Source organism: Dictyobacter formicarum (assembly GCF_016587435.1).
Genome location: NZ_BNJJ01000002.1, coordinates 468,835 through 493,011 on the forward strand (window position 1 = coordinate 468,835; position 24,177 = coordinate 493,011).

19 protein-coding genes and 1 other annotated feature (1 of these 20 only partly in view) are annotated in these 24,177 nt (G+C 49.4%); of the genes, 6 read left to right on the top strand and 13 right to left on the bottom strand.

The window, feature by feature from the left end; genetic code table 11:
* Positions 1 to 114 precede the first annotated feature (114 nt).
* Together JMI88_RS04555 and JMI88_RS04560 are read right to left on the bottom strand one after the other, a co-directional pair.
* Positions 115 to 903 carry a hypothetical protein gene (locus JMI88_RS04555; protein WP_201360547.1) on the bottom strand — a complete coding sequence of 263 codons (789 nt, stop codon included), beginning with the start codon at positions 901 to 903 and terminating at the stop codon, positions 115 to 117.
* Positions 904 to 906: 3 nt separating this feature from the next.
* On the bottom strand, positions 907 to 2,142 hold the full coding sequence (locus tag JMI88_RS04560) for a GTP-binding protein (protein ID WP_201360548.1): 1,236 nt from the start codon (positions 2,140 to 2,142) through the stop codon (positions 907 to 909).
* A gap of 468 nt (positions 2,143 to 2,610) precedes the next feature.
* Between JMI88_RS04560 and JMI88_RS04565 the strand changes: the two genes are divergently transcribed.
* From JMI88_RS04565 to JMI88_RS04580, 4 genes are all read left to right on the top strand, one after another.
* Positions 2,611 to 2,889 (top strand): hypothetical protein, encoded by a 279-nt coding sequence (locus JMI88_RS04565; RefSeq protein ID WP_201360549.1) that lies wholly within the window; start codon positions 2,611 to 2,613, stop codon positions 2,887 to 2,889.
* Between the two features lies 1 nt (position 2,890).
* Positions 2,891 to 3,583, top strand: a complete 693-nt coding sequence (gene nth / locus JMI88_RS04570) for an endonuclease III (RefSeq protein ID WP_201360550.1) — start codon at positions 2,891 to 2,893, stop codon at positions 3,581 to 3,583.
* Positions 3,584 to 3,859: 276 nt separating this feature from the next.
* Positions 3,860 to 4,219, top strand: a complete 360-nt coding sequence (locus JMI88_RS04575; RefSeq protein ID WP_201360551.1) for a zinc-ribbon domain containing protein — start codon at positions 3,860 to 3,862, stop codon at positions 4,217 to 4,219.
* Between the two features lie 296 nt (positions 4,220 to 4,515).
* A complete protein-coding gene (locus tag JMI88_RS04580; protein WP_201360552.1) occupies positions 4,516 to 4,926 on the top strand; it encodes a hypothetical protein in 411 nt (136 codons plus the stop codon).
* Positions 4,927 to 4,975: 49 nt separating this feature from the next.
* Here JMI88_RS04580 and JMI88_RS04585 read toward each other — a convergent pair whose 3' ends face one another.
* The 4 genes from JMI88_RS04585 to JMI88_RS04600 all read right to left on the bottom strand — a co-directional run bounded on the left by JMI88_RS04585 (position 4,976) and on the right by JMI88_RS04600 (position 8,992).
* A complete protein-coding gene (locus JMI88_RS04585) occupies positions 4,976 to 5,890 on the bottom strand; it encodes a diacylglycerol/lipid kinase family protein (RefSeq protein WP_201360553.1) in 915 nt (304 codons plus the stop codon).
* Between the two features lie 137 nt (positions 5,891 to 6,027).
* Positions 6,028 to 6,351: an L-rhamnose mutarotase gene (locus JMI88_RS04590; RefSeq protein ID WP_201360554.1), complete on the bottom strand. Its 324-nt coding sequence runs from the start codon at positions 6,349 to 6,351 to the stop codon at positions 6,028 to 6,030.
* Positions 6,352 to 6,371: 20 nt separating this feature from the next.
* Entirely contained in the window at positions 6,372 to 7,226 is an 855-nt protein-coding gene (locus JMI88_RS04595; RefSeq protein WP_201360555.1) for an amidohydrolase family protein, read from the bottom strand.
* A gap of 236 nt (positions 7,227 to 7,462) precedes the next feature.
* Positions 7,463 to 8,992, bottom strand: a complete 1,530-nt coding sequence (locus JMI88_RS04600) for a YifB family Mg chelatase-like AAA ATPase (RefSeq protein ID WP_373323750.1) — start codon at positions 8,990 to 8,992, stop codon at positions 7,463 to 7,465.
* A 482-nt stretch (positions 8,993 to 9,474) separates the two neighbouring features.
* Here JMI88_RS04600 and JMI88_RS04605 point away from each other — a divergent pair, with 482 nt between their 5' ends.
* Positions 9,475 to 11,232, top strand: a complete 1,758-nt coding sequence (locus tag JMI88_RS04605) for a S53 family peptidase (protein ID WP_201360557.1) — start codon at positions 9,475 to 9,477, stop codon at positions 11,230 to 11,232.
* An 86-nt stretch (positions 11,233 to 11,318) separates the two neighbouring features.
* Here JMI88_RS04605 and JMI88_RS04610 read toward each other — a convergent pair whose 3' ends face one another.
* Positions 11,319 to 12,485, bottom strand: coding sequence for a class II histone deacetylase (locus JMI88_RS04610; RefSeq protein WP_201360558.1), 1,167 nt, complete (start codon positions 12,483 to 12,485; stop codon positions 11,319 to 11,321).
* Positions 12,486 to 13,351: 866 nt separating this feature from the next.
* Between JMI88_RS04610 and JMI88_RS04615 the strand changes: the two genes are divergently transcribed.
* Positions 13,352 to 14,959 (top strand): serine/threonine-protein kinase, encoded by a 1,608-nt coding sequence (locus tag JMI88_RS04615; protein ID WP_201360559.1) that lies wholly within the window; start codon positions 13,352 to 13,354, stop codon positions 14,957 to 14,959.
* A gap of 51 nt (positions 14,960 to 15,010) precedes the next feature.
* Here JMI88_RS04615 and JMI88_RS04620 read toward each other — a convergent pair whose 3' ends face one another.
* The 6 genes from JMI88_RS04620 to JMI88_RS04645 form a co-directional block, all read right to left on the bottom strand.
* Entirely contained in the window at positions 15,011 to 16,108 is a 1,098-nt protein-coding gene (locus tag JMI88_RS04620; RefSeq protein WP_201360560.1) for a phosphotransferase enzyme family protein, read from the bottom strand.
* 24 nt (positions 16,109 to 16,132) lie between these two features.
* Complete coding sequence (locus tag JMI88_RS04625) at positions 16,133 to 17,017, bottom strand: sulfurtransferase (RefSeq protein WP_236022812.1); 885 nt, start codon at positions 17,015 to 17,017, stop codon at positions 16,133 to 16,135.
* Between the two features lie 145 nt (positions 17,018 to 17,162).
* Entirely contained in the window at positions 17,163 to 17,702 is a 540-nt protein-coding gene (locus JMI88_RS04630; RefSeq protein WP_201360561.1) for a DUF6391 domain-containing protein, read from the bottom strand.
* 112 nt (positions 17,703 to 17,814) lie between these two features.
* The gene (locus JMI88_RS04635) at positions 17,815 to 19,260 is read right to left on the bottom strand and encodes an FHA domain-containing serine/threonine-protein kinase (protein WP_201360562.1); all 1,446 of its coding nucleotides are present in this window, start codon (positions 19,258 to 19,260) and stop codon (positions 17,815 to 17,817) included.
* 205 nt (positions 19,261 to 19,465) lie between these two features.
* Positions 19,466 to 20,764, bottom strand: a complete 1,299-nt coding sequence (gene odhB / locus JMI88_RS04640; protein ID WP_201360563.1) for a 2-oxoglutarate dehydrogenase complex dihydrolipoyllysine-residue succinyltransferase — start codon at positions 20,762 to 20,764, stop codon at positions 19,466 to 19,468.
* Positions 20,754 to 23,612: a 2-oxoglutarate dehydrogenase E1 component gene (locus tag JMI88_RS04645; protein ID WP_201360564.1), complete on the bottom strand. Its 2,859-nt coding sequence runs from the start codon at positions 23,610 to 23,612 to the stop codon at positions 20,754 to 20,756. Before JMI88_RS04645 ends, odhB begins: the two co-directional genes overlap by 11 nt.
* A 321-nt stretch (positions 23,613 to 23,933) precedes the next feature.
* Positions 23,934 to 24,177, top strand: a binding site (T-box leader); it runs 131 nt beyond the window's last position.

The following is a 24,177-nucleotide window of genomic DNA, read 5'->3' on the forward strand; positions in this document are numbered from 1 at the left end:
CCTTTGTACTGCTTTGCCAAACAGAAAAAGAAAGAAGGCATGAGCATCCTAACTCAATGCCCCCTTTTCACAGAGAGAACCACATTCCAGCTGGAGTGCTGTTAATAGCAGGAGCTAAAAATAGACTAATTCTTCTAACCATTCTTCAGATTGAGGCCCTATGGCTTCCGCCAACATCTTTGTTACCTGATCACTCAACAACTCGGGATGTTCGTTTCGATAAAGGTTCAAGAAACGCTGTATCAGCGAAATATCATAACGAGCTAAAAGATCGGATGCCAACTGCTCTAGCAATAGTTCATACGTGAGATACTCTTCTGGCGTTGTGTCATCATACCAATCAAAACCTCGCACAGTTACCGGCGTTTTGCCGTCAGCTTCTGGCTCAAAGGCTTCGCTATATTGGTCATGTAAATCTTTATTAACCAGGCCCTGGACTCCATCCAGTTGCTGGGAGAGCCAGAGAGAAATAAACTTAAACTGCCATTCATCTGCCCAGAGCGGTGCTACTTCTGGCCAGGGGCGTGGATCATCTTCGAGGTATGCCACTGTAAGCTCATGATAAAGCATAAAAGCAAACTTCTCTGGCGTAATATCGCCGAAAATGGGATCAAGCTCAGTAGGCACTACTAGCGTCGGCGGTGCAGTAAGATCAGTTATATAGGGATGGGGCGCATCAACCTCTTCAGATTCACTGTGAGGCACCAGAGGCCAATCCTCCATATCAACCAGCAAGACTTCAAAGTCAGGCAGGTCTATATGGAGAAGATTTGAGAGCTGTTTGCCAGCCTTATCAATCTTTTCCGTTATCTGGCGAGCAAGTACTTCCTCACTCGCCGGATAATATACGGTAAAGGGCTCATTCAGCATCTCGTAATGATCATAGGGAAAGAGCATAGGCACGACTTAAGCCCTTCCTTCCTCTAAGAGCCGACGATCGGGCTCTTCTAATAATGATTCAGATTTGCCTGTCTCTAGTTCGCTTAACGCCTGCTCCCGTAAGTCCTGCATCCTGGTATCTTTACGGAAACGATGGTAGAAGCTCTCATAAAGTTGTTGCAGACGTTTCGGACTTAACTGTTTGTTATCTTCATAATACTCAAGTGCAACCTGACCGATAGACCAGGTTGCGGCACCAGCGATAGCACCTGCCACAAAGTCGCCACCAAAGGGTACGGCTTTGGCAGCCTGTTGGGCCAGATAGCGCAATCCCAGACCACCGGCAATCGTAGCAATCAGTTCGCGCGCATGCTTCTTGGAATCCGCATTATCCATCTGCTCACCATATAGTGCAGCCAGGCGCAATACCAGGCGAATCTGTGTGCCGAGCAAAATGGGAATATCAACAAACGGAATTGGCTCCAATCCTGCTGCTAAACTGACCAGGGTTGAGTTACGGATAATGCGCTGAGCGGCCACACGCCTGTAGGCAGGCAACTCTCGCCCAATCGCCAGTGCAGCCTCAGGGCTGGATTCGATAATGACTGGAATGAGCTCCTCAGCAATATTCTCGCCGGTTTTAGCTGATACAGGAATCACTCCAGGCGCTTCAAGTTGTACAGCTACTTCCGTTGCCAGTTGATCACCGCCTTCGCCACCTTTGAGCGCATCAATCTTGTTGACTGCCACAATCGTTGGTTTTTCAAAGCGTTTGATAACGTTATACAATTCACGATCGGCCGCCTGCAAGCCCTTCGATGCATCTATCAAGAACACAATCACGCTGGCCTGATCCATTCCACTTTCCATCACATCAGGCAAATGTCCCGGAGTATCAACAAGAGTGAAAGGCCCGAAGTCTGTGCGTACCAGAGTACGAGTTGTACCAGCCTGTGAAGATGCTGGAGACAGATTTTGCCCCTTTAAAGTGTTAAACAATGTGCTCTTGCCTGTATTTGGTTGTCCGACAATGACAACCGTATTATTCAGGTTTTCCAGCACTTCTTGTTGGGCTAATTTCCAGTTCGCGGCTTTCATCAAACCTTGAACCATTGAGATGTTCGCTGGCAGATTCCGCAGGGTGTGCAGACCTAATTCTTTGAAATTTTTGGGCTGTTTACGTTCACGTAAAATGCTGGCAGCCAGGTCATTTTTCAACTTTTCCCTGTCAGTATTTGCATTGGTGAATTTTTTTTTAGCCACGCTCAACTTCCTTCCCTGACATCATTTAACGAGACCTCTATAAAACAATATGACGTGTTGTACAAATTCGCTGTCTGTGCCACTTTGTTATATTCAGCAACACTGTTTACAACAATAGTACGAGCATCTATAAGAGTGCGTTTCATATAAACCGCAAGATTCTACCATAAGTCCTTCAACTTACCTTGAAAGAAATGCTTGTCTCCTGATTCTAGCATACTGCACAGCTTTTAGACTAATATATTCCAGGTTATATATATTACGGCTATATAAGCGAAGGGGTGCAGAACTGTTCCATCTGCAATCAATTCGCACTATCATTCATTGGTAAAGGCAGCCTCGCAAGTTATGAATCAGGTACAGTTATTCTTGACATGTAAACCTATTTTCTGACATAATCGGGACAGTAGAACTACAATCTAATCAGGAGCATTTCGTCCCATTATTTTTCTGCAATAGAGGCACTATATGCAAAATACACCGATGCGCAATGATCCAGCAGAGCGAGATTATGAGGCTGGTTTTGGGCGTATTATGTGGTTGTCAGAGCAAGCCAGACTTCATGGCTGGCGCTTAAGTGAGCGCCAACTTATTCATGAAATTGTGCAACGTGAGCGAGCAGCGCGTATCCGCGAGAAGAGCTCTCTTCCCATTGTTGGGTCTGAAGTTCGATCTGCCGCCTGGAACCGAGGCCAGGCTGATGCTTTACGCAACCTCTTGCGCATCCAGCGTGAAAACTACGATTAGTATGAACATCGCTGCACCCATTTATACAGGACCACAGCCCGGCTCACCAGCACAGGTACAAGCGATTATCGCAGAGTTACGTCGTCTCTATCCCGAGGCTGCTTGTTCACTAAACTTCTCAAATCCGCTGGAGTTATTGATTGCTACCCAGCTTTCAGCACAGTGTACTGATGAGCGCGTCAATATAGTAACCGCCAGACTGTTTAAGAAATATACCAGTGTTGAAGCCTTTGCTGCCGCCGCACAGGAGGAACTTGAACAGGATATCCGCTCTACTGGCTTTTATCGTAATAAGGCAAAAAATATTCGTGCCACCTGCCAGCGTTTGATTACTGCTTATGATGGAAACGTTCCACGTACGATGGAGGATTTGCTGACCCTGCCAGGTGTGGCACGCAAAACCGCCAATGTTGTGCTGGGCAATGCCTTTGGTATTGTGGTTGGTTTTGTCGTTGATACCCACGTGGGGCGCCTGGCACGGCGTTTTGGCTGGACAACCAGCACTGATCCCGTCAAGATTGAACAAGAGCTCATGCTGATTGTGCCCAAAGAAGATTGGCTCGATCTCTCACACCTTCTTATTTTCCATGGCCGCGCCATCTGCGACGCTCGTAAACCCTTATGTGAGCAATGCTCGCTGGCCCACCTCTGCCCCTCAGCTTTTAGAGCTACACCAATACGCAATTCAATCTAGTAGAGAGTGTGCAATTTCCATGGTCGTGAGAATTGTACACTCCCTTTTGTCAGAGGCAAGCATACACTTTTACCGGAAGCGAGAGTGTGCAGATAAAAAAATACAAATATGATTAGTACTTCCTTACTTTTCTCCACTAAGGGGTAGACAGTTGGTGTATAATAAAAAAACGCCGTAGGTGCGTGATTGCTTAGGGTAGTTTGCCTATTGGAAGCAGCGCGATAGCGAGCGTTTAATAACAACATAGGGGTTTTCCCCAAGAATTGAGAATGTGACATGTCATACACCGATCAAACCCTTTACTGTCGCGATTGCAACCAGGAGTTTACATTCACCGCCGGTGAGCAAGAATTTTATGCCAGCCGTGGCCTGACCAATTCCCCAAGCCGCTGCCCATCATGCCGCGCCGCACGTAAGCAGCAGGCCGGTGGCCAGAGCCGTGGCGGTTACAGCCGCGGTGGCAATGGCGGTGGCTACCGCAGTGAGCCACGTCAGATGTATACTGCTATCTGCGCTAGCTGTGGCAATGAGGCCCAGGTGCCTTTCCAGCCACGCGAAGATCGCCCCGTCTATTGTAGCGATTGCTTCCAGGCACAGCGTGATAGCCGCTCTAGCGACCGACGCTCCCGCTGGTAATCTGTAGCCAGCTTGCTGGCACAAACAGATAATACTTGTATGTAAACGGCCCAATTCGTAAGTGCGAACTGCAGATATCTGCCGGTGCGCTTGACGGTTGGGCCATTTACATATAACTTCCTTTACAAGTTTGCCCATCTTCTCCTATATTTGTCAGTTTCCACATGGAGAACCAGAGGGCAAAGCAATAGTCGTATGGCTATAAGATAGTCAATACTACTTTGTATTTTTTTCTCATTAATTGTACAACGGATTATATTTTACATTGATCAACCGGGTATCAGGAAGGACGCTTCATGAAAACCAGCAACCAATCTCGCAATTTCACCAAGCAGGTTCAGACAGATTTACTCGCACTCAGCAATGATGATTTGCTTATCACAATTCATCGATGGATGGGTGGAGAAAGCCTGGTCGCATCAGTATTGGGTGTTGCGGAAGATACATGCCTTGCTTTGGGATATACCAACGTATCCACTGAATCCGGAACAAATACCTACTGGCGAGCTCCCTCTTCCGAGCAGTTGCGTTCATTGCTAACAGCGATGGATATCAATCAGTTTGCACAATATGTCATTCCGGTGGCTTTTCAATCTTTGCATACTATCTATCCTGAATGGTATGAGGGAGTGACTTTCAATGCACACCTGGCCAATTACTTACGCCGGCTACGCGCCTCTTCAGGTAAATCCACTCAGAATGCATAGTTGACGGCGGGAGCTACTCTATTGCAGAGTAGTTCCCTCTATCACCGTGCTACAGGCGTATCCACAAAGCTCCCGGCAGAACCACAGCATCAACAGCAGTTACGCGCGCTTCTTCTCCATCAGCCTGCAAAGTAACGGGCTGCTTACTTTCAATATGGATATTGCGTGCCCGATAAAATGTGACTTCCGGTTCATTCACGTGTTTGCCTTGCTTGACGCCCGGAAACAGTTGAAGCACACGCCAGAGCGGGGTGTAGTCGACAATGCAGATGTCGAGCAGGCCATCAGCATAATCGGCCCTGGGATTAATGTGAAAACCAGCGCCATAAGCTGGCCCATTGGTCACAGCAATCAAGACGTAGCGTTTTTCAGTTGTCTGTTCGACAGCCCCATCATCCAGGCGAAAAGTAAGCCATGGACAACGGTGAAAACCAAAGATAAGCTGTCTTAGCGCAGCTACATAGTAAAGTCCCGCCCCACTCATCAGGGGAATATTCTTCATGCGATTGGTGAGCGCACCAATCTCGGCATCCATACCAATACTAAAGCCGTTGGCAAAGTATGTGTCATTAACCCGGCCCGCATCAACATCGGTCAGGTGTCCATTGAGCGCACGTTCAATCGCTTCCTCTGGCTGGCGTGGAAGTTTGAGCGTATTACAGGCAAAGTCGTTGGCAGAACCAGCTGCCACAATACCTAGAGGAACCCGTCGACCTGCAGTCAATAATCCATTCACAACTTCATGAACGGTACCGTCGCCGCCAACAACAATTACCTCTCGATTAGCCATCGCAGCTTGCTGGGCCAGATCTTTTGCCTCGCCGGGTCGGCGCGTCTCGATATAATCGATGCGCTGCTGATCTCGATAGCGTTGCAACAAACTGCGATACACCTTCATATTGCCTCGATTGGCAGCCGGATTCAGGATAACAAGAGGATTCCCAATGGGAGCCGATGTCTCCATGGCAACAACTCCTTCTAAACTGAGCTATGATGTGGGTCATTGTAACATCTTCGTTCGTTCACAGCTATACTTGCTCGCTTACCACATACCGTTGCCTGGTTCATAGTAACGCTCTGTACGCCTGAATACGATGCTGGCTAATCCAGGTGAAAAACCTCTTCCAGCTCCAACATGGCCTGATCTGCATGCAGGCCAGGCGTAATTTCGAAGAAACCATCCATATATGTTTGCCAGCGTGTATTGATTTCTTCCCGATCCATCCCCTCTAACACAGCCGCAAAGCTGTCCTCGACCTCAACGTAGCCAAATAGTGTGCCATCCTCACGCAGAAACAGGGAATAATTGTGCCAGCCATTGCGGCGTAGAGCATCTTGCATCTCAGGCCAGACGGCGCGGTGACGTTCGCGATATTCCTGGATTTTTTCAGGTTTGACTTTAAGTAAAAATCCAACACGTTTCATAATAGCAGCTCCTTCTGAAACTATAAACGATAGAATTTACGTGCATTGTCAATCCAGAGCTTGCGCCTGGCTGTGGGAGAAAGATGTGCTGTTAAAGTATCCAGGGTTTCGACCCAGCGAGGATAACTGGTAGCATGCAGAGCTACCGGCCAGTCACCACCGTAGAGGATACGATCTTCCCCAAAGGCAGCGATAACATGGGCAACATAGGGTGCCAGGTCCTCAATAGTCCAGTGCTCTGGATCAGCTTCAGTAACCATTCCGCTGATCTTGCAGACGACGTTAGGTTGTGCCGCTAAGGCTTCAATATGCTGACGCCATGGATCTAAAAGATGGTCTTTGATGTCAGGTTTGGCGATATGATCCAGTATAAAAGCTGTGCCAGGACAACGGCGGACCAACTCAATCACACTCTCTAATTGTGTATGACGTACACAAATATCAAAAGAGAGTCCATACTCAGGCAGAATCTGTATGCCGTGGACGAACTCTGGTCGCAAGCAGTAGGCATCGTCCTGTTCACCCTGGAACAGCCGCCTCACTCCTTTGATAAGAGGGCTGATGCTGACCAGTTCGTCTAGATAGGCCCGTACACGCGCACCGTTTTCGATTGGGGCATAGGCAACGATACCGCGTAAGCGAGGATCTTGCCTGGCCTGTTCAGCAACCCATTTAGGCTCGATCAATGTATAATGTGGATCAATATCTACTTCAACGTAAACCATCCCTTCAATATCTACACCCTGAGTATGCTGGTGGTATTCTGATAGTGCATAACGTTGATTCAATATTCCAGCATTGTCTAACCAGCTCATACGAAAGCGTTCAGGATCCCACAAATGTACATGCGTATCAATAATTGGGAAGTCAGGCATATTTACTACATTACCTTTCTACTGGCAACGCTGCGGTGAAAGTATAGCTTTATGTCTTCTACCACGTAGCAGGCAAAAAATAGATAAGGGCTATAATATCTACATAATACCATATGAGTTCTTCTAGCACTCCTGGTGATTTTCTCTTCGCTGTAGTCGTAGAGAATAATAAGCATGGGGAGGCGGGCAAAAAGTGCGCCTCCCCGTATTTCCCTCATCAACGATCCAGGTAGCGCTCAGATGCGGATTTTGGGGCGATATTGGATGGCTTCGGCGACGTGATTAGCGGCGATAATATCGCATCCAGCCAGGTCAGCGATGGTACGGGCCAACTTGAGAACGCGATGGAACGCACGTGCAGAAAGATGGAGTTGCTGCATGGCTGCTTTCAACAGCTTCTCTCCACCATTGTCTACGTCACAGAAATTTCGTACTTCGGCAGGTCCCATCTCAGCATTGCAGGTCAGGTTGGTACCTTTCAAACGTTGAAGCTGGCGTTCACGAGCCTGTTGGACACGCGCCTGAATGGTTGCCGAGGATTCGGCGTTGCGTTTGTCGGCAAGCTTTTCATAGTCGACACGCGGAACTTCAATGTGAATGTCGATACGGTCCAGTAATGGACCACTGATACGCTTCTGGTAACGGGCAATAGAAGTCGCGGAACACGTGCATTCGCGCACAGGATCTCCATAAAAACCACATGGACAGGGATTCATGGCAGCCACCAGCATAAAGTTGGCAGGATAGGTGATGCTGCCTTGAGCTCGTGAAATGGTGACAACTTTGTCTTCTAATGGCTGGCGAAGTACTTCCAGCACGTTTTGACCAAACTCTGGCAATTCATCCAGGAAGAGTACACCGCGATGAGCCAGGCTAATTTCGCCAGGACGGGGAATGCGGCCTCCACCCACCAGACCTGCGTGACTGATAGTGTGGTGTGGCGCACGGAATGATCGCTGACGAATGAGCGGAACGTCTGAAGAGAGCATGCCGCTGACACTATAAATCTTGGTGACCTCCAAAGCCTCTTCAATCAGCATGCGAGGCAGAATTGAAGGCACAGCACGGGCAAGCAAAGTTTTACCCGAACCGGGAGGTCCACTCATTAAAAGATTATGTCCGCCGCTGGCCGCTACTTCGAGCGCCCGCTTTACATGCTCCTGTCCACGAATCGCTGACATCTCCTGGCCAATATGAAGTTCACTATCATGATCAAGCAAGGTCATATCGCGAGTATATTGCTGAATCATGGTGGCGCCATTTAAATGCTCGATGAGCTGATATAATGTCTCAACAGGATAGACGTCGATACCTTCAACCAGTGTGGCTTCCAGCGCGTCGACAGCAGGCACAAAAACGGTTTTAACATGTCGCTCACGAGCCAGGGCCACCATCGGTAACACGCCATTAGTGTGGCGCACACTTCCATCCAGAGAGAGCTCCCCCAGAAACAGAGCGTTATGGATTAATTCGCTATCGGCTATCTGCTCAGAGGCGATCAAAATACCAATCGCGATTGGCAAATCATAAACCGGACCCTCTTTTCGCAGATCAGCGGGCGCGAGATTGACGGTGATACGCTTGAAAGGAAAACTACAATTGCTATTTTTAATAGCAGCCCGAACACGATCCTTGGCTTCGTTGACGGCTGCATCAGGCAATCCAACGATCGTAAAAGCACTCATGCCAGTTGCCAGGTCCACCTCAACTTCAATCAGAGCCCCTTCCAGGCCCACCACTGCGCAGCTACGAGCCATTGACAACATACCTCGTAGTCCCTCCTCTAGTGTGGTATTTCTCTCTCTATTAATGCGCATTATGCACAGGCAAAGAGGAAAATGCAAGAGATCCACTGGCAACGAGAGACCTGTCTGGCTGCTCTGGTGCTTACGCTTATGTAATTGCGTGCTGTACTGTTCAAACCATTAGAGCTACACCGCTAGCAATAACCAGAACAGTAATGTTAATAAATTATCAGGGAATATATGAATTTTTTCACTGTAACAATTGTTTTTCTATATTAATATTCTATGTATTAGAAGTACGAAATATTTCTATTCGTACCGTATATATTGTATCGATACGGTACGTACTTAAAGATACTATGTGGGTGGCAATTAATAGGCTTAATTCATGTGTGATGTAGATTTGTGTATTACATTTATATAAAGAGGTAATTATGCTTCTAAAATGCAAAAATTGTTTAATCTTCAATAGGTCATTAGGGTGTATATCATTAGTGCTCTTCATGGTGCTTTTTGCGAGCTGTGCCGGGTCACCAGAAACATCCCGGCCAGCGTCAACGCCAACTCCGGCTCCGACTTCAACATTGATACCGAACCTGGATACTACATTGACTAAGTTTGATCCCGGCCTGCCACCCAATGCACTCAAAGCTCCGGTTGTGGGTACCGTACCTGATAATCAGATTTTGCATATCAGTGTGGCTTTCAAGCTGGATCAAAATGCGATAAACCAGATCGGGAAAAATAGTAAGCTGCCAGAAGGTAGCTCGAAAAGTGCAACTGAGATGGCGAACACGCTGGGGATTAATGAAGCCGTGGTTAAGAAGGTCCAGGCGTACTTTGGCATTCAGGATGCAACGGTTAAAGCAGGGAAGTTGCGTACAGATCTGACGATCGATATTAAGGCTGGATCTGCCGCTACACTGTTAAAAACGAAGTTTCTTCTTCATGAGCTGAATGGGCGCCAGTTCTATGCTCCTGACCCGAAACAACCACCAATGTTGCCGAAGTTTGTGTTAGATAATGCAGTAGCTATTACTGGTTTGGATACTTACAGCTCCCCACCAGAGAAACATAGTACGCTTTCTGCTCAAAATGTTCAGGCTGCACATACTATGCAGCATTCACAGGCAAGTTGTTTACGGCCGGGGGCGAATCCCGGAATCGTTGAGTCAGCAGCACTGGCCCATGCCTATGGCTATGATCAGTTCTGGAATAAAGGTATTCATGGCGAACAACAAACCATCAGTATTATTACATTCGATGGCTTTGATCAAAATGATATAGCGAATTATTTCACCTGCGTCGGTTTTCGAGGAACATTGAAGGCAGTCAATGTTATAACACCCGCTCCGAAGCCCGAGGGTGAAACAACACTGGACATTGAGATGATCGCGGGCATGGCTCCGTCTGCCAATATTGTTGTCTATATGCTCGACCAGACTTATGCGCAAACGCAAACTGAGGCAGCAAATGCGTATCTGGACGTTCTGCAACGCGTTATCGACGACAATGCTAATAATAAAACTGGCGGGGTAGTCACTACCAGTTGGGGTAGCGCGGAGGAGCTAAAATCCAGTAATTATCTGGCGGCGGTCCATCAGCGCTTTGAGATTATGACCCAGGTTGAGCATTTGACGGTTTTCGCATCCAGCGGAGATTGTGGCGCCTTTAATATGGGTATCTATAACTTGCTCTCTGTCGATTACCCGGCTTCTGATCCGGCGGTGGTGGGCGTCGGCGGTACAACCCTTACCCTTGATAATAAAAACACGCGTGCGAAGGAAATTGCCTGGTCCAATGGTGAAAATCAGAGTGCCTGCAAAAATTCCTGGGGCACTGGCGGTGGTGTGAGTACTCGTATTGAGCAACCCAAATGGCAAAATGCCCCCGGTGTTAATAATAAATATGCTCATGGTATGCGCCAGGTTCCCGATGTCTCTGCGGTTGCTACAAATCTACCCGTTTACTACAATGGTGAGTGGCTTGTGGCAGGAGGCACCAGTGCCGCTGCTCCAATCTGGGCGGCAGGCTGGACGCTGGTAAATCAAGAATTGAAGACTGCAAAGCAGACGCTGATCTTTAGTCCCGAGCCAATGTACTGGGTAGTGAATAATGCAGGTGAGAACAAGACTCCTTACTTCGATGTTACAGAAGGAAATAATCTTTATTATAAAGCTACTCCCGGCTGGGATCAGCCTACGGGAATCGGTACACCCAACCTCTATACCATCTATAAAGTGATTGCTGATAGCATTTAAGCATCAAGCCTCGCAGATTTTAGGTCAAAGCCCCTGGCCCTTGAGTCTTAACGATTCAAGGGCCAATTCATATTTTTCCCCGCTACTCACAGTCGCCACCACCGCTGATAGTGTGTGAACGCATCCTGGAGTGCCTGCTGCGTATCATGGCTAAAGATGGTCTGGCAGCACTTGAGCTCAGGTGCTGTGTCATACAAGTCAATAATGCCAACGTTTATACCAGTTAAGGCTTCAACTGTGGCTGCTGAACAGTAAGGTGCGTACGGTGCGCTATAACCGCCTTCGTGGAGGAGGACTAAGCGGCCTTCACAGACCTCGGCGGCCAGTTTGACTACCATTGTAGTCAGGTCGCGGTACCCATCCATAGTCATCATCATTTGTGCCAGAGGATCCAACCAGCAGGCATCTTGTCCTGCAGAAATCAGAATCAGCTGAGGCCGATATTGGCGGCCTAGCGGAAGAATAATACGCTCAAAGGCTGCTCGATAGCCACGGTCACCAGTGCCAGGTGGCAGCGGAATATTAATAGTATACCCTTCACCAGCACCACTGCCAGCTTGCTCTAAGGTTCCACTATTTTCCGGAAACCAATCCTGCTGGTGTAGCGAAACAAACAACACCCCTGGATCTGTATAAAAAGCATCCTGGGTGCCGTTGCCGTGATGCACATCCCAGTCGATAATCATAATGCGTTCCAATCCATATACACGCCGGGCATAATGGGCAGCTACCACCGCGTTGTTAAAGATACAGAAACCTATCGCCTGTTTGCTTGTGGCATGATGACCCGGAGGACGTAGAAGGGCATAAGCATTAAGCACAGTTCCTTCCAATACAGCCTGGACCGCATTCATGGCCCCTCCAGCCGCGTAAAGAGCTGCCTGAAATGAGCCGGGGCTTAAAATAGTCTCTTCATCTATCTCTCCCCAGGAAGTGCTCAGAGGCCCGTGGATACTTTCTTTAGCGCAAGCACGAATACCAGCAATGTATTCAGGGGTATGGTAGCTACTCAGTTCAGCTACGCTGGCGGGACGGGCAGGAATAGGCTGCATGTGCCCGGTCAGACCGGTTCCATCAAAAAATTCTTTGGTGCGTTGCGTGATTACCGCCGCCGATGGATGAGGCTGTGGTGACAGCTCAAATGATCCCGTACGTAACAGCACCCGGGCTTCAACACCAGTATCATGCGCAAGAAAACGCTCATCATAGACCAGGCCCGTGCGAGACGTGGTTCTATCTACAACATCCATCATGCTGCTATCCTTCCCACAAATATATATAGTCAAGATATTCTTTCTCAGTGGCGCTCGTTTATCGTGTGCAGGAAACAGATAGGCATTCATAGCTTACCCATTGCACACTACACATTTGAAACAAACAGCGCAAAAACAAAGCGCTAGATCGATAAACATACGCATGAAGTTAGCAATGTGATTGATCCAGGTAAAATATTACATTCTCCCTATCATACACGATAAACTATCAATCAACCTATGCGTATATCGAAAAGGTTCTCCCATACGTGTTAAGAGAAGAGACTTATCAACACATCGTGAGGAGTACAATAAGGTGGTCCTACGTCCGACTTTTTGACGTGTACATGTTTCCCGAACTAGTGTATAATGCGAATGCGGGCGTGAAAGCTGCCTGAGCAACGATAATATTTATTCATACTTTTAACATTCGTCCTGCTTAGCCCTACGATGAGCGGTCTCCTCGTTGGATATATTTTACATTCACAATTAAGTATTTTGCATTCACACAGCATGCGTGCCTTCAGTAAGTTGTATGGCATAGCTTCATATGCGTACTTTTTATTACATATTACCGATAACAATCGGACGCTCAGTACAAAACAATCGAATACGCCGCTCAATCGTGGCTAGTTTTGCTCCCTCAGACCAATCCAAAGGATTGATCTGCATGTGATAGATACATATCTGGTCGCTGCGCTTAAGCATACCATGGAGCATTGGACCCGACAGCGCTTAAAAAGCGTCATGGTAATAATAATAGTATGATGGTGGGAGAAGATAAACATCGTTATTCACTATTTTCATCCCCCAATACATTCGATGTTCCCCGTTTACAAGGCAGGGCAAATTCACTGGAGGAACAAATGATAGAAACAGTCCCATCTGGTACAATACTACATGGACGGTATCGTATTGAACGTGTACTAGGTAGCGGTGGCTTTGGCCATGTGTACCTGGCACTCGACCAGGTGACAAATCAGCAAGCTGCTGTAAAAGAATATTTAGTAACAGGAACAAGTGGTCAGGAGCAACTGAAGCATGAGGCACGTGTGCTCAGCCAGTTACATCATCCCAACCTACCTGCCTTCATGGATACCTTTATCGAACGTGGGCGCTACTACGTTGTCTTGAGCTATATTGAGGGAGAGGATCTGACGGATCTGATTCGCCTGACGCGCCAGCGCAATGAGGTTATTCCTATTGCCCAGATGTTGAGCTGGATCTTATCAATCTGCGATGCTGTAATGTTTATGCATAGCCAGCGTCCAACGGTCATTCATCGTGATATCAAGCCAGATAATATCCGTATTACACCCAATGGGACAGCCGTCCTGGTGGATCTGGGCAATGCCAAGGCGGCAGCGGATGGTGCTCGGACACTATTTTTTATTCGTCACCAGGGCACTCCAGGCTATGCGCCACCAGAACAATATCCGGGTGGAACGGGCACGGATGCTCGCTCCGATGTCTATGCGCTGGGTGGTACTCTCTATTTTGCCTTGCTCGCCGCTGAACCCCCCAGCGTCTCTACGCGCAATCAATCAATCCAGCAAGGCCGCCCGGATCTTCTCTCTCTGCAGGAGCATCTGGCCAATAATCCGCCCGAAGAAAGTCCAGAAGCTAGCGCTGCCCGTCAGTTCCGCCTGGGTGTGAGCAAGCCAGCAAAACCAGCACCACGCCACTCGCGTCATATTGCTCAACTGGGAAATGTACCACCAGAGTTATTGAATGCTTTGAATCATATCATTCAGAAGTCGATGGCTCTGCGTCCACGGGATCGCTATCAGTATGTAGCGGATTTCGCCAATGATCTGAAAAATGTGATCGCGGCTTTGCCACAGCCACCATCGCCACATCGGCCCAAAGACCCTAATAGCACCCAGCCCAATCTGTCTGAGATCTATGATACCCTCCAGGCTAGCAAGGGCAATGCTACCAATCAGCAAAATCCACCGCAGACGCCACCGACGCCCCCTACGCGCGGCTCCAATATGGTTTGCCCTCGCTGCAACAATCCGCTGGCCCCCAACGCCTCTTTCTGCCCACGCTGCGGCTTGTCTTTGACCAATCCAGGCAGCCATCCAAATCTACCGACCCAGCATGCCAGTACTTCTGTATCTCAGGCAGAGCAGACATTGATTATGTCTCAGGAGCAGATGCGACAGGGGGCTCTAGCACGCACGCCTGGCCAGAAACCAGGACATATGCAAGTACCGCCCACGACTCCCAGGTCTGATAATTATCCTGCGTATCAGCAAAACAAATCGTCTCAGGCTCAGGCTATGGCAGTGCCGGCTCAATCGCTTCAATCAAATATGCCAACTGGACATAATTCATCACGCCGACCGACATCTCGATCGGGCGTCACTCAGAATACCGAGCAAGGAATCCCGCGTTGGCTGATTATTGGCGGCATCGTTATTCTGGTTATCTTGCTTGTAAGCGCTTTCGTACTTATGCGCCATATGTAGCTTCGGTTTCCTGGCCTTTATGGCCGGGCCGATTGCTCAGCCCTCTCGGCTTTATTCCCACATTTCTGCGAATGAACGACGTACACGTCCCAACCAGGCTGGTAATGAGGTTGCCCAGGCCAAGCGCTCTAAAAGGTCGTCGATCACTGCGCTTTCAGTTTCTTCGCCAGCGTAGAAGAGGTCTTCTAGTGGCCCATTCAGAGTTGCGATGGGAGAGACAAGCATGAGGGCATCCACCAGCAGGTTAGCCTCTCCTTTGACCGGCGGACAGAAGTCACGATATCCCTGTAAGAAACTACGTACACGCTCAGGTTCCATCCCGCGCTTGACAAGCGGAGGCGTGACGTTACTACCAGGTAACCAGGCCAGGGCACCGAAGTAAAAGAGGGCGTAAGCAACTTCAAAGATGCGTTTCTCCCAGCGGGCCGCTTCAAACCCGGTCACTGCGCTAACCCCGAACGGTCCAAAGCGCAGGTTCAAGGCATGATAGTCGCCATGGATATGAAATTCGGGCAAGGCATGATTACCTCCAATCGACATCATAGCTTGAGGCAGGACGGCTTCCCATTGGTCAGCCCATTCTTGAAGCGAGGAGGAGACGGCCTGGAGCGATCCTTCAGCGGCTCTGCTACGAGCGAGATTGAGATAACCCTGGACCAGGCTACCGATCTGAGCATCAACCGGCCAGCGATTCTGCTCTCCCCGGTACTGCTGAGATGCCTGGTGAATACGTCCCAGCATCGCTCCTGCCGACTCAACCCAGTCCAGGCTACGTCGACTAGAGGTACTGAAAAGCTCTCCTCCAATCTGTTGATGGATTTCAAAGAAGTCTTCACCTATTTGTACCGTTGGATCACCCTGTGGCGTGCGCAAAAAAGATGGTACCGGGATGCCTGCGTTCTGAAGGTGCTGCTGAAATGCATAACGAAAATGCACATCTTCGCCCAGCGGCCCCAGCGGGCGCTCACGCAATACATAGGGCTGTCCAGCTATCTCAACTGCCAGACTCAAATTATCACTGTTTCCCGCATCTAGCGGTCCCAGATTTTTCCAGGTAGAAATGCCAAAAGCCTGCATGACCTCGTTGAGATCAAGCAGGTTTTCGTCTATAGAATTGCCTTCAAGTGGTTGTTGTTCGAATTCGTTCATGGAATGTTGGTCTCGATGTTCCCCTTAGATTTCTACTGGCAGGTCCTGACGAATACCCCATTCGTTCCAGGAGCCGTCGTAGTTGGTTAATTGTGGATAGCCTAGCATCGCCAGGCTAAACAACACGGTCGTGGCTGCGACACCACCATTGCAATACGCGACCACATGCTGCTCTGGCGCGAGATTGGCCGCTTTAAAGATGTTCTGCAATTCCTCAGTCGAGCGAAACGTTCCATCTTCAGGATTGATTAATTCTTCACGCGGCAGGCTGATAGCTCCTGGAATATGGCCCGCGCGGCCTGCGCCACGCACGACAGTACCTGTATATTGGCCGCTGTCTCGTGCATCTACCAGGGTGGTGCCCTTCTGATTGATCAGCGCAAGTACCTCTTCAGCAGTTGCACGCAGTTGGGGCTGTGGTTTCGGGGTAAAGGTAGCACGTGGGTAACTGGGTACGATACGATCCACAGGGCGCCCTTCACCTTTCCATTTGGTGAGCCCGCCATTCAAGACGACTACGCGTGTGTGCCCATAGTAGTTCAGGGCCCACCAGAGCCGTGTCGCAAACTGTGAGGCGGGATGTGTATCATATACCACTACCAGATGTTGATCCCCGATACCTACACGCGCCATGGCATCTGCAAACTGGTCGGCAGGAGCCAGTTGCGCCTCGACAGGATCAGCATGATCTACAATATCTTGCGTCCAATCGATATAGACCGCTCCCGGAATATGCTCCTGAGCATACTCTTCAGGAGCACCTACATACACAGCTTCTTGCTGTCCATCCTTCATCACGGTTCGTACATAACCACGCATATCAACTACGCGAATGGCAGGATCAAACAGGTTTTCCTCTAGCCACGCGGTTTCCACCAGAAATTGCGAGCGGCGCTCCTGTTCCATCATACATATTCCTCTCTATTATAGTATCCTTACACTTACAGTACCCTTACACGGATCAAAGCAACGAGGAAAGAGAACCACTACTTCCCAGGCCCCATAATAATGGCTCATGATAGTGAAGGATACTGAACGTGTCAAGTGATTTGCGCTAAGCGAATAAGCCGGCAGCATCGGGATTATCCGTGCTGACAAAATGGGCCGGTGAGCCAAAGATGGTCATCGGTTTTACATTCAGGATACGCATGGATGTGTTGGGGGTCTGAGTGGTCACATAGCGTTGTACGACCAGACCCAGCGGACGCGCCAGCACAAGGGCTGCGGTTGAAGCCAGAATAACGTTGTTAGCAGTGCTGTAAGGTCGGCGTAATTTGGCAACCACCATGGAAGAGAGACCCGTTAGCAGACCCGCTACAGCCAGGTTGGTGCCACAGCGCTCATGCACTGCCAGTTCAGGCTGCGAGGTTCGCAGCAGTTCTAAAGCCTTCTGCGCCGCTGGCAAGATCGCTTCGGTTGGCACATCCCCAAACACAAAAAAGCCGGCAGCAAATGAGATGCCAGAAAAACGCACCTCAGGAAATTTACGGGAAAGCAAGACGATGGTGGCATGCTCTAGTGCGTGATTCTGTTTGACTGCACCACCTAATAACATCTGCTGGGCAACTTGTACGACGGGATTGATAGAACTCATAGTTTTCCGTCCTTCCATAGGAGCAGGCAACCTGGTACCCATTGGCACCAACATAAAGGCCTGACTGCTTTCGTGTCGTTACTATCTTCCTGCTCACTTCTCGTGTGGATAGTTATGGACCATATGTAATATTAAATACGACTATTTCGTCCCCAAAGTTTATGACATCACCGTCATTGAGCATGACAGCTTGAAAAATTCGCACATTATTGACCAGTGTGCCGTTGGAACTGCCAACATCATCCAGGTACCAGTGTCCTTCTGAAAACCAGAGCCGCGCATGCCGCCGTGATACGGAACGGCCGGGAATGATCAGGTCGTTGCCATTGGTACGCCCAACGGTCGTCACATCCTGATGGAAGCGATAAGAACGTCCCACCAGGGCCTCCGGCCCGGTCTGTAACGTCAGGCGGGCCAACACCGGACGTCCATTGACCAGGTAGGTATCTTTACTGGCACGCGGATTAGATAATTCATCACCGCAGGTTGTACAGTAGAGCCGTGACCCTGGGTTGGACGCACCACAACGGAAACAGATAACCGACGAGCCAGCCAGGGATTTGCTGGGCATAGAGCTTATACCCGATCCAGAACCACTGGATTGGTTCGTCATGGCGCCAGGATTTGATCCACTTTCCACTGCAGGGGTGATCGGCGCTACTCTGTACAGGCGTGGCAAAGATAAACGGGATGAAGCTAGCGCGCCTGTCAGGGCTTCTATCAAGTCTTCCGCTGCCTGATAACGATCAGCTGCTTGTTTGGCAGTCATCTTTTGCACCACCTGGATGACAGGTGTTGGCACACCTTCAGCCGCCATGCGCTCAACCGGCAACGGTTCGTTCAGGTGCTTGACAGTAATCGTCAAAGGGCTATCGGCGATAAATGGAACACGGCCAGTCAAACAATGGAAGAGCACAATACCTAGCGAATAAATGTCGCTCCGGCGATCTACTTTTTGCCCCATGCCTTGCTCTGGCGCCATATATTGTGGCGTGCCAATACCAGTACCCACACGTGTTAAATTGGTCGATTCCTCAAGGATCTTGGCAATGCCAAAGTCTGACAGCAAGAGATGCCCATCGCGGCGCAGTAACATATTAGCAGGCTTGACATCACGATGAATAATGCCGTTGCGGTGTGCACAATCCAAACCTTCAGCCGCCTGGATGATAAAATCGACTGCCTCGGGAACTGATAATGCATGTTTGAGGCGATCTTTGAGCGTTCCACCATCCACATATTCCATGACGATATATGTTATATTATCCTGCTCGCCGAAATCATGTATTTGCACTATATTGGGATGCGCAAGTTTCGCTACCGAACGAGCTTCCTGGACAAACCTTTTGACAAACACAGGGTCTTTTGCATGATAGGCAGGTAAAACTTTGATTGCTACATGACGATCAAGGGTTGGTTGATATGCTTTGAAGACCGTCGCCATACCACCAGTTCCAATACGTTCAACGATACGATACTGTCCCAGGGATTTCCCTATGAGTGTGTTCATATCGCCGCTGTTTCCTGCTTGTTGAGGATAGTTATTTCCTGGTTGCATAACCCTGACGACTCCCTCTATTCCTGCCGTGTGATCTATGAAATGACTGGAATATCCACTTTCAGCAATATATCCATGATAGATACATTGCTGACCCGTGGTCTGACCCACCATTGATGGGTCAGACCAGACGGTCGATGGTTCTTCTCTTCATTCTGATTATACAGGTATTAACGCGTCATGTCGAGCGAAACAGCGTATCGAATTATCCTTCAAGAAGGAGGGATTCCGGGTCTTCAACCAATTCTTTGATAGTGGCGAGGAAACGCACAGCTTCACTACCATCAACAATCCGGTGGTCGTAGGAGAGGGCGACATACATCATCGGACGAATGACGACCTGACCATTGAGGGCGATCGGGCGCTGCTCGATCTTGTGCATGCCGAGAATACCAACCTGGGGTGCATTCAAGATTGGGGTCGACAGTAAGGAGCCAAAGATGCCACCATTAGTGATGGTAAAGGTCCCTCCCTGCAAATCATTGAGTGTGAGCGCATTGGCACGGGCACGTTTGGCCAGTTCAGCAATCTCGCGCTCGATCTGAGCAAATCCTTTGCGATCAGCGTCACGCACTACGGGCACGACCAGTCCTTCGTCGGTAGAGACGGCGATACTGATATCGTAGTAGTGTTTGAGCACAAGATCGGTGCCCTGAATCTCGGCATTTAAGCGGGGATAGGCCTTCAAAGCACCAACGGCGGCCTTGGTAAAGAAAGACATAAAGCCTAGTGAAACATTATGCTTTTCTTTAAAAGCGTCTTTGCGACGGCTGCGCACATCCATAACTGCGGTCATGTCGATTTCGTTAAATGTCGTGAGCATAGCCGCAGTATGCTGAGCTTCAACCAGGCGCTGAGCAATAGTCTGGCGCCGACGCGACATACGGATGCGCTCCTCGCCTCGTGCATCTGTGGTGACCGGCTGAGTAACTCTGGCTGTTGGTGCCGGGGCTTCTGGCTGGGTCAGAGCTGCTGGCGTCTGCGTCCCATTAGCAACAGCGATCGATGGTTCTTGTCCGTTTTGTTCCAGATAGCTAATAACGTCTTCTTTCGTGACACGTCCATGAGGGCTACTGCCTCGCACTTGCGAGATATCTACGTGATGCTCTGCGGCAATGCGGCGCGCCAATGGGGATGGCGGGCGCTGGGTGTCAGAAAATACAGCTGTCTCCTCTATGCTGGCCGATTTCTGTGCTTGCTTCTTGTCGGATGTCGTTTCAGCAGTTGTTGATGTTGCCTGAGGAGAAGCGCCATTGCTCGCAGCCGCTCCTTCACCAATTATACAAATAGCTTCACCAACCGCAACCACATCTCCAACCTGCTTTAATACTTTCTGGAGAACGCCATCTTGCTCGGCATTCACCTCAACATTAATTTTATCGGTCTCGAGTTCGGCAAGGGTGTCGCCGCGCTTCACGACGTCACCCTCTTTCTTTAACCAGGATGCGATTGTTGCATCGACAATTGACTCTCCCAGGGCAGGGACTTTAACTTCAACGGACATAGTTTCCTCCGGGTTGTTTCAGCGGTAAAGTGGAGGCTTCCTTGATGATTTTTTCCTGCTCTGCAATATAAAGATCCCAGAAGCCCGCCGCTGGACTTGATCGTTCGGGACGAGAGATGACATCGATGGTGACCGTGTTGTCGACGATATCTGACAAACGAGGAGAGATATAACTCCACGCTCCCATATTTCTTGGCTCCTCTTGTACCCAGATTATCTCACGCGCATGTGGATAATTTGCCAGGACTTTTTTGATTTCTTCTCCAGGGAACGGATAGAGCATTTCTACCCGCACAATGGCGATATCATCATTATGGGCACGGCTGTCGTGCGCAAGCAAGTCGATGGCTATTTTGCCTGTACAGAGAATAACACGTCGAACGTCCTTTGGACGCTGATTCGCCCTCTGGTCATCCAGTACCGATTGGAAGGTGCCCTGGACCAGATCCTCTAATTTAGATGCTGATTGTGCGTTGCGCAAGAGGGCCTTGGGCGACATGATTATTAATGGCCTTGGATAGTTCTTGAGATTATGGGCCTGTAAGCGCAGTAGATGATAATACTGGGCCGCGGTCGAGCAGTTGGCTACACGCCAGTTGTCCTGGGCTGCCAGCTGCAGGTAGCGCTCCAGGCGCGCGCTGGAATGTTCTGGTCCCTGTCCCTCGTACCCATGAGGCAATAACATAACAATTGATGAGTTCTGCTTCCATTTAGCTCGGCCCGAGGCGATAAATTGATCAATAATGACCTGGGCTACATTGGAAAAATCACCAAATTGAGCTTCCCACAACACCAGCGTGTCTGGCGCGTGGACGCTATAACCGTACTCAAATCCCAGTGCTCCGACTTCACTCAATGGGCTATTATAAATGGAAAACGATGCCTGTGAGTCGAGCAGATGTTGCAGTGGGATATAGGTTTCATTGCTATCAGAGCTATGCAGGACCGCGTTGCGATGGCTAAATGTGCCTCGCTCTACATCCTGGCCCGTCAGGCGAATGGGAGTCCCTTCAGCCAGAATAGAGGCAAAAGCCAGGGCTTCGGCCTGTCCCCAGTCGATGCCACCTTCTGGTCTCAGGGTAGTCGCGCGGCGCTGTAAAATACGCGCCAGTTTGGAATTAGGTGTAAAGCTCTTGGGCCAGCTCAATAGTTCGTCGTTGTACGCTCGCACCTGTTCCGCCGACATGGTCGGGGGAACTTCCAATGTTGGGCGAACTCGCTTGCTTAACTTCTGTTCCTGGGTAGTATATACTCCCTCATCGGCCTCGCGCTTGGCTTGCTCTAGAACCGCAAAGGCATCATTCACCAGGGCCTCGGCCTCACCAGGCTCGATCTGCTTCTGTTGCTCTAGCATACGGGCATAGAGCTCACGAACTGTTGGATGCGTGCGAATAATTTCATACATCTGGGGCTGAGTAAATGCCGGTTCGTCGCCTTCGTTATGACCCCAACGACGATAGCCAACCAGGTCGACTACCACATCTTTATGAAATTGATCTCGATAGGCATGCGCAATACGTACAGCGGTTAAACACGCATAAGGATCATCAGCATTAACATGAATTATTGGTATACTAAAGCCTTTGGCCAGGTCGCTGGCAAAGGGCGTAGATCGGCTATCTTCAGGATCTGTAGTAAAGCCTAACTGATTATTAGCAATAATATGAATAGTTCCACCCACCCAATACCCACGTAAATGCCATAGATTCATTGTTTCCGCGACCACACCTTCACCCGGGAATGCGGCGTCGCCGTGGATGAGGATCGGTAACGTTTTATCTACATCTTGTAATGGAGCACCTGCGACTGTACGAATCTCTTGCGAGGCACGCGACATCCCCCCGATTATGGGATTCACAAATTCTAGATGGCTCGGATTTGGCGATAGAATGACCTTGAGATCGACAGCCGCTCCTTCGCCAAAGAGGTGTTCAGCCCCTAAATGATATTTGACGTCACCGGTCCAGCCAAAGCCAAAGCTATCGGTTAAGGGCACTCCCTCTTCATGTTTGGAGTGCACGAACTCGGCAAGGATAGCACCATAGGGCTTGCCCAGCACATGGGCTAATACGTTCAGGCGCCCACGATGCGCCATGCCAATCACTACTTCTTTGGTCTCTGAGTCTATGGCGCCTGAGATAATTTCATCTAACATCGGCACCAGCATATCGATGCCTTCAATGGAAAAACGCTTCTGACCGGTATAGTTCTGGTGGATATAACGTTCAAACACCTCAATCTGGGTCAGGCGCTTTAATAACTTGCGCGCATCGGCCGCTTTTGGATCGCGATGATATAAATTTAGTCCGACGGTATCGCGCAACCAGCGCCGCTCATCGGGGCTTTTCACCTGGTCGAACTCGTAGCTAATGGTGCCCGAGTACATTCGCTTGAGGGCGGCAACCGCCTCTAATGCGTTCTCAACCCCTTCTGCTGAATGACCACCTATGACCCGAGGGGACAACTGCGCCAGGTCTACCTGCGACAGACCATATGTCTCAGGTAGCAGCGCAGGATCGCCGATTGGTTCGCTTCCCAGGGGATCCAGGTGAGCTCCCAGATGCCCTTTTTCACGAATAGCATGAGCATAGGTAGAAGCAGCGACAATCTTCATCACCTGGGTGCGCGAGTATGCCGGGGTATCTTCGAGGGCTTCGGCTGGTGCGGGAGGAGCTGACACAGCACCTGTGCCTCGCGAGCTTGCGGCTGCGCTCGCGTCTTCAGCCGCCCAGGAATCAAATGTTGCGCGCGTCGCAGCATCAACGGACTCTGGATCCCGCTGATAACGCTCATAAAGTTCCTGAACATAGCCTGCATTTGGACCATAAAATTTCTCTAGATTTTGCATGTATATTCCTTAGGTTACATTAACACAGTTTGTATAACTTACGGAACACGAAATTGAGGAATGAGCCTCGTTGCTCGTGTCTCTGATCCAGCTATTGTATTCTACCACGTACTATGGTATCATAGCTTTACCATACTCCAAAATATTCACGGTACTAACGCCTACAGGACTTAGGACGAATAAGCATACCCTTTCGTTTCTTTAATGCTAAACACCTGAAATCCTATCGTGCAGAGAGAACATGAATATTGGAACACAATAGATAGACTTGCTCGCGCTCTGCGCGAGAAGCATACATTAACGATAATTACAGCATAATGCTCAAAAGCGATGACGGAGCCAGTATGCCGCTACCCTTGTCAGAGAGAGTCCGGGGATGGTGCAACCGGATACAAGTTGCGTGCAGAATATCACTCCAGAGCTACCAGCCGAACCAGCAGATGTGATCCCCGGGATCAACATTTCAGAGTAAGCGCAGTCGGTTCCTTCCCGTTATCACGAAGGCATATAGTCCGCCGTTCCTTTATGCTATGCGTTCCAGCACTTCTACACCTTTACAAGATGA

Excerpts from the sequence above, each read along its gene's own strand:
- JMI88_RS04610 (WP_201360558.1), bottom strand. The coding sequence starts at position 12,485 with ATGATGGATGTTGTAGATAGAACCACGTCTCGCACGGGCCTGGTCTAT.
- JMI88_RS04585 (WP_201360553.1), bottom strand. The coding sequence starts at position 5,890 with ATGGAGACATCGGCTCCCATTGGGAATCCTCTTGTTATCCTGAATCCG.
- JMI88_RS04590 (WP_201360554.1), bottom strand. The coding sequence starts at position 6,351 with ATGAAACGTGTTGGATTTTTACTTAAAGTCAAACCTGAAAAAATCCAG.
- JMI88_RS04645 (WP_201360564.1), bottom strand. The coding sequence starts at position 23,612 with ATGCAAAATCTAGAGAAATTTTATGGTCCAAATGCAGGCTATGTTCAG.
- JMI88_RS04595 (WP_201360555.1), bottom strand. The coding sequence starts at position 7,226 with ATGCCTGACTTCCCAATTATTGATACGCATGTACATTTGTGGGATCCT.
- JMI88_RS04615 (WP_201360559.1), top strand. The coding sequence starts at position 13,352 with ATGATAGAAACAGTCCCATCTGGTACAATACTACATGGACGGTATCGT.
- nth (WP_201360550.1), top strand. The coding sequence starts at position 2,891 with ATGAACATCGCTGCACCCATTTATACAGGACCACAGCCCGGCTCACCA.
- JMI88_RS04635 (WP_201360562.1), bottom strand. The coding sequence starts at position 19,260 with ATGCAACCAGGAAATAACTATCCTCAACAAGCAGGAAACAGCGGCGAT.
- JMI88_RS04565 (WP_201360549.1), top strand. The coding sequence starts at position 2,611 with ATGCAAAATACACCGATGCGCAATGATCCAGCAGAGCGAGATTATGAG.
- odhB (WP_201360563.1), bottom strand. The coding sequence starts at position 20,764 with ATGTCCGTTGAAGTTAAAGTCCCTGCCCTGGGAGAGTCAATTGTCGAT.
- JMI88_RS04580 (WP_201360552.1), top strand. The coding sequence starts at position 4,516 with ATGAAAACCAGCAACCAATCTCGCAATTTCACCAAGCAGGTTCAGACA.
- JMI88_RS04625 (WP_236022812.1), bottom strand. The coding sequence starts at position 17,017 with ATGATGGAACAGGAGCGCCGCTCGCAATTTCTGGTGGAAACCGCGTGG.
- JMI88_RS04620 (WP_201360560.1), bottom strand. The coding sequence starts at position 16,108 with ATGAACGAATTCGAACAACAACCACTTGAAGGCAATTCTATAGACGAA.
- JMI88_RS04630 (WP_201360561.1), bottom strand. The coding sequence starts at position 17,702 with ATGAGTTCTATCAATCCCGTCGTACAAGTTGCCCAGCAGATGTTATTA.
- JMI88_RS04600 (WP_373323750.1), bottom strand. The coding sequence starts at position 8,992 with ATGTTGTCAATGGCTCGTAGCTGCGCAGTGGTGGGCCTGGAAGGGGCT.
- JMI88_RS04575 (WP_201360551.1), top strand. The coding sequence starts at position 3,860 with ATGTCATACACCGATCAAACCCTTTACTGTCGCGATTGCAACCAGGAG.
- JMI88_RS04605 (WP_201360557.1), top strand. The coding sequence starts at position 9,475 with ATGGTGCTTTTTGCGAGCTGTGCCGGGTCACCAGAAACATCCCGGCCA.